Below are 12677 nucleotides of genomic sequence, written 5' to 3'. Positions count from 1 at the left end.
AATTTTCTTAATTTTTACTTGATTCTCGTAACTTTTGAAGTAATTGCGTAACTTTTTCTGTAGTTCTTTCTGCAGGGCTAAGTTGCAAAATATTATGCGTGATTTCTGCGATTTCCGCACCTTTGGCACCTGCTGCAATTGCCAGGTTTGAAGACTGCAATGCCATGTGACCTGCTTGAATTCCAGGGCCTGCTAGTGCGCGAAGAGCCGCAAGATTTTGCACCAAACCGAGCGCGGCAAGCGTATTTCTAAAGTCGTTTGCGTTTTTGTATTTGCCGATTTTGATCGCGAGTTTTGCCATTGGAAGCGATGAGATTGAGCCGCCGACAATGCCGATCTGTAGCGGAATTTCAATCCTGCCGTGGAGTATGGTTTTTCCGTTTAAAGTTTCGGTGTTCCACTTTGACAGTGGTAGGTAGCGACCGGAGCGCGCCGCCCACGCGTGTGCTGCCGATTCTAGTGCTCGCGTATCATTCCCGGACGCGAGCGCGGCTCCTGCGATTCCGTTTAGGATTCCTTTGTTGTGCGTGGCGGCGCGTGCAGGGTCGCTGGCGGCAAGTGCGCTCAATGCCGCGATTCGGCGCGCAAGGCGCTTTCCCTCGCGCTCTCGTTCAGAGTCTTCCAGCCGCCTGGATGCTAGTGCTTCAACCGGTATATGCACTTCTGCTGTGCTGGCAACGCGGCTGGTGTTCGTGAGTATTGCAACTAGCGCCTGCACGCCGAGCCAGCTTTCCAGCTGGGCTTTGACGGCTTCGCCCATAGTGTTCACTGTGTTTGCGCCCATTGCGTCGCATGTGTCTACGTCAATCTCGAGCTTTGCGAAGCCGTGCAAAGCTGAAGCGCGGCATTTTCGCGCGCCGCCACCCCTTTTACTCATTGATGGGTGTGACTCGTTTGCAATGCGCAACAGTTCTGCAACCTTTTCTTTATCTTCAACGATTCTGCTCAAACGCGCCGCCACGCTCCCGTCAGCGTCCTCAAAAGCTATTTGCGCTGTAGTCACGTATTGTGGCGAGTTTGCTACAATGCAACCTTCAATGCTTGCTGCAGCAATCCGCGCCCCATTGCACGCAGCTGCAATCACGGATGGCTCCTCAGTTGCAACCAGCACGTCACGCACTTCGCTGTTCACAATCAGCCCACGCACAACGCCAACCGGCAGCGTATACTTTCCAATTTGATGCTCAATCATATGATTTGCAACGTCTGTAGAAATTGTAGTATCGGAACTTTCCGCAAACTGTTTAAGCAAAAATGCTGCCTCAGCCTTGTTAATTGCGCCCTCATTTTGCAAGGTTTTTATGCGATTTTCCACGCTTAATTCACGAAAAGCAGCCATCGAAATAACCTCATGATTTGTAGACTACGAATGCTTCTGATCGCTTTGCATTCTGACTTGGTTGTTTGCATTCTGACTTTATTGTTTTACATTCTGGCTTGATTGTTTCGCATTCTAATTTGCATAGAAACGCCGATTCCGCCGCCGACGCACAGCGCAGCAACTCCATTTAACTTATTGCTATCTCGCAAAGCGTATATAAGCGTCGTCAAAATCCTCGCTCCGCTAGCGCCAAGCGGATGTCCGAGTGCAATTGCTCCACCGCGTACGTTGAGTTTTGACTCGTCAATATGAAGTTGCTCTGAAACAGCAATGCTTTGCGCTGCAAACGCTTCGTTTATTTCGAATAAGTCAATGTTGTCAACGTTGCTGCCGGTCGCATTTAGCATGCGTTCCATTACATGTTTTGGAGCGTATCCCATTAAATCTGGGTCGATTCCGCCTTCTGCGAATCCCACAATTTGCGCAAGATATTCAATTCCGTGCGCTTGCGCGTAATCTTTGCTCATAAGCACTAGAGCTGCAGCTCCGTCGTTAATTCCGCTTGCGTTTCCTGCAGTTACAGTCGATTCGTGCTTGCAAACTTCGTTTTCGCCAACTTCGCGCTTGTCAACTTCGCAAGTCGCGTCCGCAGTTTCTTCCGACGCTTTAAAAAGCGTGCGCAATTTCGACAACTGCTCTAAAGACGTATCTTCGCGAGGATGCTCGTCGCGAGTTATAACAGTTCCGTTTGCAAGCGTTACTGGCACAATTTCAGAAGCAAAATCGCCTCTTTTAATAGCGGCAACAGCTTTTTGGTGAGATTTAAGTGCAAAAATATCTTGTGCTTCGCGAGTGATACCAAATTTTGCTGCAACATTTTCTGCAGTAACGCCCATTGCGTCGCCAGTAAAAGCGTCGTTTAAGCCGTCTCGTTGCAAACCGTCAATAAGCGCAAAATTCCCGTATTTGTGTCCGCTAAATCGCGAATTAGTTGCGTAAAACGGTACGTTGCTCATGCTTTCAGTGCCGCCTGCAACAACAACTTGCGCATCTCCCATAACGATTGCGGATTGTGCTAAGCGCACTGCTTTTAAGCCGGATCCGCATACTTCGTTAATTGTCATTGCGCAGCTAGAAGTATCTAATCCTGCTTTTAACGCAATTTGGCGAGCAACGTTTTGTCCGCTGCCTGCTTGTAATACGTTTCCAAAAATAGCTTGATCCACGTCGTGTGAGCTAATTCTAGCGCGTTCTATTGCTGCTTTTGCTGCGATTGTTCCTAAATCAACTGAGGAAAGCGAAGATAAGCTGCCGCCGAATTTGCCAATAGGCGTACGTACAGCGCTTGCAATCACCACTTCAGTCATATGTTTAGCCACCTAATCAATTGTTTGTTGCAATACGTGTTGAAGTATACCAACCGGACTACTTTATCGTATTTTTCGACAAAATTACCATTTGCGAAAAATTTTTCTCGTTTCCTTCACAATTAAGCGTGCTTCAATGAGTTTGCGCTTCCGAATCCGGCATAAACTTTACAGCCGCGTAAATTAAGAGTCGTATTTCTCCCAAACCTTCTGAAGCTTTGCAGTAATGCTCTGCAAACGTTGATTTACTACTGTCCAAAGAACGCTAACATCCGTGCTGCTGCACACGTCACACCGGGCACAAATACCACACACCCCACCGCAGCTTAATTTCGTGACTTTAGTTGCACGAATACCAGTGTGGTAGAGATTTGAGATTTTTCGCACTGAGCGAAGGGCGCTCGCGCAGCGCTTTGACCGAGCTTGAAATCATTGGGATTTCAAGCTCCTTCAAAGCGTGATTTGGCTCAATTGTGAAGCACGGTGTGCTTCACATGCCAAATCAGCCGAACGGCTACCAATAGCCGTGAGGAATACGCTCGCTACGAAACTCGCTAAAGTTGGAAGTCCACTGGACTTCCAACTTTAGCGAGTTTCCGCTCCGAGTTACTTTCGCGCGCTACGCTCTAAGCGCGAAAGCAGGTCGGAGCGCTACTTACGGAACGAAATCGACCCATCAACAGGATCCATCGCGTCAACAATCGCCAGCGAATCCAAGTCATATCCAGCTTCACGAAGCGCATCTCCACCACCTTGGAAGCCCTTTTCGATAGCGATTCCAATGCCGGCAACGCTAGCTCCAGCATGATTGCAAATGTCGATTAATCCTTGCAAAGCTTTGCCGTTCGCCAAAAAATCATCCAAAATAAGCACGCGATCTTCCGCACTTAAATACTTACGTGACACAATCACCGGAAACTCGCGCTGCTTTGTAAAAGAAAATACCGTAGATACGTATTGGTCGCCATCGAGATTAATCGACTGAGCTTTCTTTGCAAAAACCACAGGAACTCCACCAAAATGGCGTGCTGCAACACATGCAATTCCAATACCAGAAGCTTCAATCGTAAGAATCTTAGTAATATTTGCGTCGCGGAAATGCTCAGCCCAAGCGGCTCCCATATGATCAAATAAATTCACATCGCACTGGTGGTTCAAAAAAGCGTCTACTTTTAATACATTGCCTGGTTTTACGATACCATCTTGGAGAATGCGTTCTTCCAGTTCTTGCACGATGCGCCCCTTCTTACGAACAATTACATTGCAGTACGCTCAAGCATACCCAAGTTCGTGACACAATATGAGTAAAAACGACTGCAGCATGTGGTAAACCTGATTAAATACGTGCGCAATTAAAACGTGGGGGCGTTTTATTGCTGAAGCTAAAACGTAGATAATTGGCAGCATTAATGGAGTACAAGTATGAGCGTAAGTATGGGCGCAAGTATGAATGCAAATATGAGTGCAAAGGATAGCGATTACGGATATGTAAGTGATTTGTTGGGGAATCCAGTTGATTCGTTCGATTCTGACGATCGTTTTTACGAGAATGTTGCGGATGCGAATGATTATGCCAACTACAGTTACGACGAGTATGCTGACGCTTACGCTAAAGAGCCTGATTTTACGCAGCAAGAATATGCGTCTGATCAAGAATCAGTGCCTCCTCAAGAATCAGTGCCTCCTCAAGAATCAGTGCCTCCTCAAGAATCAGTGCCTCCTCAAGAATCAGTGCCTCCTCAAGAATCAGTGCCTCCTCAAGAATCAGTGCCTTCCCAAGAATCAGTGCCTTCCCAACAAGAAGCTCTTGCCCAACAAGAACTGCTTCCTCAAGAATCTCAAGAATATTCCCAAAATTTCGCACATTCTAGAGTTGCAGTTGACGCGCAAAAACTACTCGACGGCTTAAATCCGCAACAATCTCAAGCAGTCCAGTACGACGGACCGGCACTGCTTATTGGAGCAGGAGCTGGAAGCGGCAAAACGCGAGTTCTTACGCGAAGAATAGCTTGGATATTAAGCCAAAAAGGTGCCTGGCCAAGCCAAATTCTTGCCATCACTTTTACAAACAAAGCAGCTGCCGAAATGCGTGAACGTTTAAGCAAACTTATTGGTAGCGAAGCAAATACTATGTGGGTTTCGACGTTCCACTCTGCATGTGTGAAAATACTTCGCAGATCAGGACAGTATATTGGCTTAAAATCAGGCTTTTCTATTTACGATACTTCCGATTGCGAGCGATTAGTAAAAATTATTGCAACAGAGCTTAACGTTGATATTAAGCGTTTTACGCCACGCAGCATTTTGGGCAAGATTTCGGATTGCAAAAATAGTTTAATCACTTGGCGTGAGCAACTAGACATGTATGCTAACGATTACAAGCCTGGTGTTGCAGGTCAACAAATTGCGCACGCTGGCAATTCTGAAGCTGTTTACGCAACTATTTATGCGGAATATCAGCATCGTTTATCTCAAGCAAATGCGGTTGATTTTGACGATTTAATTATGCGAACTGTGCAACTCATGCGCGAAGTACCAGAAGCTGCGCAATATTACCGCCATAAGTTCCGCTATATTCTTGTAGACGAGTACCAGGATACGAATCACGCTCAATACGAGCTTATTCGCGAGCTTGCTGGAGTGGATGTAAAGCAAAATAGTGCAAATCCATCTCAGCAAAATAACACTCCTGCATCAATCACAGTTGTAGGCGACTCCGACCAGTCGATTTACGCTTTCCGCGGAGCAGATATTCGCAATATTCAAGACTTTGAAAAAGATTTCCCAAACGCTACAACTATTATGCTTGAGCAAAATTATCGCTCTACGCAAACTATTTTGGATGCTGCAAATGCAGTTATTTCGCATAATCAAGGACGAAAGCCTAAAAAATTGTGGACGGCATTAGGTAAGGGCACTCCAATTACTGGTTATGCAGCAGACAGTGCTCAACAGGAAGCAGCTTGGGTTGCGCAAGAAATAGCGCGATTAGTAGGTGAAGAGGGCGTTGCTTATTCGGATATGGCGATTATGTATCGCGCTAATGCACAGTCTCGTTCGCTGGAAGATGCGCTCGTTAAAGCAGGTCTTCCGTATCAACTTGTTGGCGGCACGAAGTTTTACGAGCGTCGCGAAGTAAAAGATGCGCTCGCATACTTGCAATCTATGGCAAACCCAGATGACGATGTGAATATGCGCCGAATTTTGAATGTGCCTAAGCGTGGGCTTGGAGCGCGTGCGGAGGCTTTGCTAACGCTTTACGCTCAAACACAAGGAGTTAGCTTCTGGCAAGCTTTGGAGCATTTGGAGTCAATCGAAGGCATGCCAACTCGCACTGCAACCAAGCTTAAAGAGTTCCGCGAGCTTATGCACAATTTAATTACTTGTATGCAAAACGATGACTCGAAACCTTCTAAAGTTATTGACAGCATACTGAACGACAGTGGTTTGCTGGAGGATTTGCAACGTTCTGAAGATCCTCAAGATGCCGCTCGCGTGGATAATTTGTCACAATTGCAGTCGGTTGCAGCTGAGTATGAGCAGAATACGCCGGATGCTAGTGTTGCTGGTTTCCTTGAAACGACGGCGCTTGTGGCTGATTCGGATCAATTGCCGGATGAAAATGAGGACACTGGTAAAGTTACGTTGATGACGCTTCACACGGCTAAGGGTTTGGAGTATCCGGTTGTGTTCCTAACTGGCATGGAGCAGGGAACTTTTCCGCATTCTCGCGCTTTGGAAGACGATGGCGAGCTTTGCGAGGAGCGTCGTCTTGCTTATGTTGGTATTACGCGAGCTAAGCAGCGTTTGTATGTTACGCGTGCTGCTGTTCGTGCGCAATGGGGGCAGGCTCAAGATATGCTTCCAAGCCAGTTTTTGGATGAGATTCCAGATAATTTGATTGATTGGAAGCGCAGAGAGTCTGATGTTGAGCGTTGGGGTGCTTCGTCTAGACGCGGCGATGATTTCGATAGCGATTTTGATAGTGATTTTGGCGGCGATTTTGATAGCGACTTCGGCGGCTGGGATGACGATTATAGCGATGCGTTTAGTGAAAAAACAACTTATGGTGGAAGCAGTTACAGTTCTGAAAAATCGCATGGCTCTAAGTCTTACGGAAGAAATAAATCGTATGGCTCGAGTTCTTACGGAAGAAATAAATCGTATGGCTCGAGTTCTTACGGATCTTCTTACGGAAAGTCTTATAGCAAGTCTTATGGCTCTTCTTACGGTTCTTCTTACGGCTCGTCTTATTCTAAATCGAATTGGTCTAAGTCAAGTGCAGTAAAAACGCGCAAAGTTACCGCAAAAACTGCGGCTTCAACAAACGCAACAAAAGTTGGTTCAACTTCCGCAGTTATGAATAAAGACAATCATCTAAATATTCAAGACTTCCAAGTTGGCGACAAAATTACTCACGATACTTACGGCTTAGGAACTGTGCTAGCAACGCAAGATAAGGGCAGAAACTCAATTATTACAGTCGATTTCGGCTCCGATGGAGTAAAGCGACTAATGCTTAGAGTTGCACCAATCGAGAAATTGTAAAATCTTCTATTTATGCACTTTAATGTAAGATAAATTTTTAACAAGGACGTGGCATTCGCGGGTGTGGGTGCCGAGAAGCGTGTTGCATTAACGAAAATGTGACACTAAAAAATAAAAACATACATTTAATGAGGTATAAATTATGAAAAACAAATTATTCGCATCAATTCCTGCAATTATTTTCGGCTTGCTTATTGCCATTGCACCATTGACGTTTGCAAAGCCATGCTCAACCGGAGGCATGCACAAAATGCATATGATGATGCAACCTATGGCATGCTACTACACAGGTCGTGCAGCTGTTGGAATCGGCTTAGTTATTGCAGTACTTGGAATTATTGCGTTATTTGTTAAAGAAAATGTTCGCATTGGTTTAAATATTGCTGTAGTTGTGAATGCTTTGCTTATGCTTGCTGTTACAACATTCCTTATTGGCGTGTGCAAGAGCCCAATGATGCATTGTGCATCCGTTATGCGCCCAACGTTGATTGTTCTGTCTGTGCTCGCATTGGTATTCGCAGCTGTTTCCGTGTATTTGGATAATAAAGAAGATTAATAGTTCAAATAGTTCGAAAAGCTTACTAAAGCAAAATTATGCGCACTATTACGCTAAAGCGATTGCCGCTGGAAAATCTTAAACGCAAGCCATTGCGCACTGCTGCACTTATTATTGTATCTGCGTGCTTGTCTGCAATATTTTTCGGCGGCTCGCTGATTTCTATGAATCTTGAACGCGGCTTGAACAGTATGCGAGAACGCATGGGAGCCGATATTATGGTTATCCCTCAAGGTACGCACACTAAGGCAGAAGCGTTGCTTACAAACAGTGGTTCAAGCACTTTTTATTTCACTAACGATATTGAGAATTTAGTAAGACGCTCTCCGGGTGTGCAAAAGGCGAGTGCACAAACGTATATTTCTTCGCTTTCTGCAGGATGTTGCGCTGAAAAATTGCAAATTATTGGTTTTGATCCCGATTCTGATTTTGTTATAGGTCCTTGGATTTATTCTCAACATAAGCAGAAGTTACAAAAAGGCGAGATGATTGCTGGCGCAAATGTAATCGTGTCTTATATGAATACTGTTCGTCTTTTTGGACACCAATGGCCTGTAGCTGCACAGCTTGCAAAAACCGGCACAAGCATTGATAATTCAGTGTTTGTGCGACGCGAAAGTGTGCCGCAAGTAGTTGAGTATTCAACGAAAGTAGGGCACACTGCTATTCCAAAGGAATATGCTAAAAAAGCAGTTTCTGCAGTACTTGTAAAAGTACAAAAGGGTTACAGCGCGCAAGAAGTTGCAAAAAATATTCGCAAAACAACTGGTCTTTCAAGCATTGGCATAGTTTTTCCGGGCGGAATTACAGCAACTACGCAAGCTAATCTTGGTGTTTTTACTCGCACGTTGACTTTTATAATTGCTGCGTGCTGGCTAGTTGGATTGCTAGTTTTAGTTGCAGTGTTTTCAACATCTGTAAACGAACGCAAAAAAGAGTTTGCTTCTCTTCGCATACTTGGCACAACAAGAAATATGCTTTTAGGCGTTGTCGTTAGGGAATCTGCGATACTTGGCTTAGTTGGTGGAGTATTGGGGGTTGCGTCTGCAAGTCTTATATTGTTCCCTTACAGTTCTCTTATTTCTGAACAGTTGCAGCTTCCGTATTTGGAAGTGACTGCGCTACCAGTAGCAGTGCTTATGTTAGCGTCTGTGCTACTTGCGCTTGTTGCAGTTGTTGTAGCTTCAGCGCTTACCACATTGCGTATTGCTATGCGCGAAACGTATTTGACACTTAGGTCAGGTGAGTAAGTATGGAAGATAAGAGTCAAAAACTGCCAAGTAATGAGTTTGATATTTTACCTGTTGTTGAGCTTACTCGTGTAACTCGCGAATTTATGCGCAGAAAACACAAATTTTTTGCAGTAAATAACGTGAGTTTTGCGCTAAATAGCGGCGATTTTGTGGCAATCGTTGGAAAGTCAGGTAACGGAAAATCTACTTTACTAAATTTGATTGCTGGGTTATTGAAGCCAACGCATGGAAGTGTAAAAGTTTGCGGCGAAGAGATTTCTGAACGCACTTTTAGTGATGCAAAAATGTCTCGTTTGCGCGCATGTGATATAGGTTTTGTGACGCAATCGCAGACGCTTTTACAAAATCTTACTGTGCATGACAACATACTTTTACCTGTGCAAATTGCAGCTAGTGCTTGTGAAGTAAGTAAGTCTGGAATAAGTAAGGCTGAAGTAAGTAAGTCTGAAGTAAGCGAAGATTTAAACGAGACTCGCGCGTTAGAACTTTGCAAGCAATTGCATATTGAAGATTTACTGTGGTGCTACCCAAATGAGCTTTCGGGTGGTGAAATGCGTCGCGTAATGATTGTGCGCGCGCTAATAAACAATCCAAAGCTTCTTATTCTTGACGAGCCTACTGGCGATTTGGATGTAGAGCATACTCGCATAGTGGTGAAAATGTTGCGCGAGGCTGCAAAAAATGGTGTGGCAGTGCTCATGGTAACTCACGATGTTGAGGCTGCTCGCTGTGCGGATCGCACATACACAATGGATTGCGGATTGATTTGCCGGAGCGCTTGAAGCGTAGCGCGCGAAGGCACTTCAATCCGGAAACTCGCTAAAGTTGGAAGTCCAGTGGACTTCCAACGCGAGTTTCGCAAGCGAGCGCGTTACTCGCGCGAGCGTTTTGGCTGGTTTGTGGAACATTTGCCGGGGAACTTACAACGTGAGTTTCGCGCTCAGTACGAAAAATATCAACAATTATTCTTACGGGTGTGTAGAATCAGAAACGATGCCTATTTTGTGTAAGCATCATCTGGAGCCTTAGCCCATCAGTGGGTCGGCGCGCGGTAGTTATGGCGTTATTTCAACGTTTTAATACTTGCGCGTTCGTGTGTTAGCACGAAGAAGCACTGGAGAGGCCGGCTCAGCGTGAATAATTTTTAGGCGATTTTGCGATTGACTAAAAACTTGGTTCACGTTCCGTTCAGATAACGACAGAATTAAAGGATTAGTTATGACTAATATTCAGCGTTCTCGCCGTCAGGTGCGTCTTTCTCGCGCCCTCGGCATCGCTTTAACCCCAAAGGCTCAGCGTATCTTCGAGAAGCGTCCATATGCTCCAGGTGAGCACGGTCGCACTCGTCGTCGCACCGAGTCCGATTACGCAGTACGTCTTCGCGAGAAGCAGCGTCTTCGCGCTCAGTACGGCATCTCCGAGAAGCAGCTTCGTGCTGCTTACGAGAAGGGTACGCACACTGCAGGCCAGACCGGTGACGCAATGCTCACCGATTTGGAAACTCGTCTTGATGCTTTGGTTTTGCGTGCAGGCTTTGCTCGCACCACCGCCCAGGCTCGTCAGTTTGTTGTGCATCGTCATATTTTGGTTGATGGCAATCTTGTCGATCGCCCATCTTACCGTGTGAAGCCAGGTCAGACCATTCAGGTTCGTGCCAAGAGCCAGACCATGGTTCCATTCCAGATGGCTGCAGAAGGCGTTCATCGCGACGTTTTGCCAGCAGTTCCTGGTTACCTCGATGTGAATCTTGCCTCTTTGAAGGCTACTTTGACTCGTAAGCCGGAAGTCGATCAGATTCCAGTTGAAGTCAACATTCAGTACGTCGTCGAATACTACGCTCGTTAATTCGCCGATTTAATTCTTAAGGACATACCGCTTGACCCCTGTTGCGCATTCGCGTGGCAGGGGTCAATGCGTTTTTGTCGATTTCATCGGTTTGTTTGGTGTTTTCGACAGTTATGTACCGCTTAGTGCAATAATGGAGCTATGTTGCTGCATCTTTATTTAGTGCGTCACGGACAGACGCTATTTAATCGCTATAATCGACTGCAAGGCTGGTCAAATTCTCCGCTTACTGAAAAAGGTTTGAAAGATGCGGATACTGCCGCAAAAAAGCTGCAAAATATTACTTTTGCTGCAGCTTACTGCTCGGATACTACGCGTGCGCAAATCACGGCTCAGTGTATTCTCGACGTAAATGAAGCTGCCGGTAACGCGCGCCCAAAGCTTGTAAGCGATATGCATTTTCGTGAGCAATGCTACGGCTATTTTGAAGGTCAAGATATGCAAATGGCTTGGTGGGCTGCAGGAGCGCCTCACGGAGCGCACACTTATAACGAAATTGTTGAAAAATTTGGGCTTGCAGCCACTCGTGACATGCTTAAAGAAGCGGATCCTTTCCACGATGCCGAGTCAGATATCGAATATTGGACTCGCGTAGAAGAAGGTTTTGCGTTAATCGCTTCAAATTCTTTGCTTAACGATGGAGATAATGTTTTGCAAATTTCGCATGGCAACACTTTGCTAAGTCTTATGCACCGTTTTGCGCCTGCAGGCTACGATTTAAGCGAACGCCCTCAAAACGGAAGCGTAACTAGGCTCGATTTTGACACTACTAAACCTATTGATAACGCTATTACTATTCAAGGCTACAACGAGTAGCTTTTTGCTACAGCTTTCTTAACGTATGCGTCGTTACCGTTCGTTAGTCTTAAGTCATTGCGAATGGTTTTAACTGTAGTCTGATTTGCTGTTGTATTAGCTTTCAGCGCGGTGAAGTCTTAAGCAAAAATGGTACAGAAAGAGGTTACGATGAGCGTTGGAGACATAGCTGCTCTTATTGCCGCGATTGCGTTTACTGTGCTTTCGGGTTTTTTGATTTATCCGCTAATTAGATTGGGCAAGTTGTTCGATCAGATTGCGAAAACTGTCAAAGAGTCGGGTGAGCATGCGATGCCTGCAATTGACGAGTCTGTGACGACGATTAAGCAAGTTAATAAGACTCTTGACGATGTAAACGCTGTTTCAGGAGCTACGCGCACAACTGTTACGAATATTGGTGCTCTTACTGATTTGTATGGTGCTTTCCTTGGAAAACCGCTCGTAAAAATTGCAGCTGCCGGCTACGCGCTAAAAGATACGGTTGCTTCTTTCTTTAATAAGCCTACTGTTCCAACCGACAAGAATAGTGCCAATAGTAACGTTTCAAAAGAATCCTCTGATAAGAATGCAACTAAGAATGCAAGCAAGGGGGAGTAATGTTCAAGCGTTTATTTTGGATGTTTGTTGGCATTGTAATTGGTGTTCTTACAGTTACGAAGGCTCGTGCATATGTTAAAGCAAAAATGCCGTCTTCTGCTAGTCATTTTATATTTGATAAGGAACCGAAAAATATCACATTGCGCACAGTAATGGGATTGTTTAAAGATTTTAATACTAGCCGTAAAGAGCATGAGGCTGAGCTTAATTCTCGTTATGCTAATCGTAGAAATAGGGAATTTTAAATAAAAAACGAGTTTTTCATAATTTCGTTACTTTGCTAAGTTTAGTTAAGTTAAGTATTGAAGTACTATATTGAATGTTTGCATGATTGCGTCGTGCGTCATGCGGCACGATTTCGTGTGAGCGTTGCA

The 12677-nt window shown here is 45.2% G+C and carries 11 protein-coding genes; 8 read left to right on the top strand and 3 right to left on the bottom strand.

Annotated elements, in window-relative coordinates:
- Positions 1-7: 7 nt before the first annotated feature.
- The 3 genes from HXT32_RS05145 to HXT32_RS05135 all read right to left on the bottom strand — a co-directional run bounded on the left by HXT32_RS05145 (position 8) and on the right by HXT32_RS05135 (position 3921).
- Positions 8-1339 carry a hydroxymethylglutaryl-CoA reductase, degradative gene (locus HXT32_RS05145; protein WP_119522420.1) on the bottom strand — a complete coding sequence of 444 codons (1332 nt, stop codon included), beginning with the start codon at positions 1337-1339 and terminating at the stop codon, positions 8-10.
- 86 nt (positions 1340-1425) lie between these two features.
- Entirely contained in the window at positions 1426-2688 is a 1263-nt protein-coding gene (locus tag HXT32_RS05140) for an acetyl-CoA C-acyltransferase (protein ID WP_119522422.1), read from the bottom strand.
- Between the two features lie 651 nt (positions 2689-3339).
- Positions 3340-3921, bottom strand: a complete 582-nt coding sequence (locus HXT32_RS05135; RefSeq protein ID WP_004110321.1) for a xanthine phosphoribosyltransferase — start codon at positions 3919-3921, stop codon at positions 3340-3342.
- 189 nt (positions 3922-4110) lie between these two features.
- On the opposite strand from HXT32_RS05135, the gene HXT32_RS05130 reads away from it, so the two are divergent.
- The 8 genes from HXT32_RS05130 to HXT32_RS05095 all read left to right on the top strand — a co-directional run bounded on the left by HXT32_RS05130 (position 4111) and on the right by HXT32_RS05095 (position 12548).
- Positions 4111-7236: a UvrD-helicase domain-containing protein gene (locus HXT32_RS05130; RefSeq protein WP_422118938.1), complete on the top strand. Its 3126-nt coding sequence runs from the start codon at positions 4111-4113 to the stop codon at positions 7234-7236.
- Between the two features lie 142 nt (positions 7237-7378).
- The gene (locus HXT32_RS05125; protein WP_004110325.1) at positions 7379-7792 is read left to right on the top strand and encodes a DUF4418 family protein; all 414 of its coding nucleotides are present in this window, start codon (positions 7379-7381) and stop codon (positions 7790-7792) included.
- 38 nt (positions 7793-7830) lie between these two features.
- Positions 7831-9042 (top strand): FtsX-like permease family protein, encoded by a 1212-nt coding sequence (locus HXT32_RS05120; protein WP_004110327.1) that lies wholly within the window; start codon positions 7831-7833, stop codon positions 9040-9042.
- Positions 9043-9044: 2 nt separating this feature from the next.
- Entirely contained in the window at positions 9045-9827 is a 783-nt protein-coding gene (locus tag HXT32_RS05115; RefSeq protein ID WP_422118937.1) for an ABC transporter ATP-binding protein, read from the top strand.
- A 436-nt stretch (positions 9828-10263) separates the two neighbouring features.
- Positions 10264-10890, top strand: a complete 627-nt coding sequence (gene rpsD / locus HXT32_RS05110) for a 30S ribosomal protein S4 (RefSeq protein ID WP_004105277.1) — start codon at positions 10264-10266, stop codon at positions 10888-10890.
- Between the two features lie 141 nt (positions 10891-11031).
- Entirely contained in the window at positions 11032-11706 is a 675-nt protein-coding gene (locus HXT32_RS05105) for a histidine phosphatase family protein (protein WP_076002649.1), read from the top strand.
- Positions 11707-11856: 150 nt separating this feature from the next.
- Complete coding sequence (locus HXT32_RS05100; RefSeq protein ID WP_076002650.1) at positions 11857-12303, top strand: DUF948 domain-containing protein; 447 nt, start codon at positions 11857-11859, stop codon at positions 12301-12303.
- Complete coding sequence (locus tag HXT32_RS05095) at positions 12303-12548, top strand: hypothetical protein (RefSeq protein WP_422118936.1); 246 nt, start codon at positions 12303-12305, stop codon at positions 12546-12548. The genes HXT32_RS05100 and HXT32_RS05095 overlap by 1 nt, the downstream gene beginning before the upstream one ends.
- The last annotated feature ends 129 nt before the right edge of the window (positions 12549-12677 follow it).

This window comes from Gardnerella sp. DNF00747 (assembly GCF_049262675.1).
GTDB lineage: Bacteria > Actinomycetota > Actinomycetes > Actinomycetales > Bifidobacteriaceae > Bifidobacterium > Bifidobacterium swidsinskii.
This window is presented reverse-complemented; position numbering and strand designations above follow the sequence as displayed.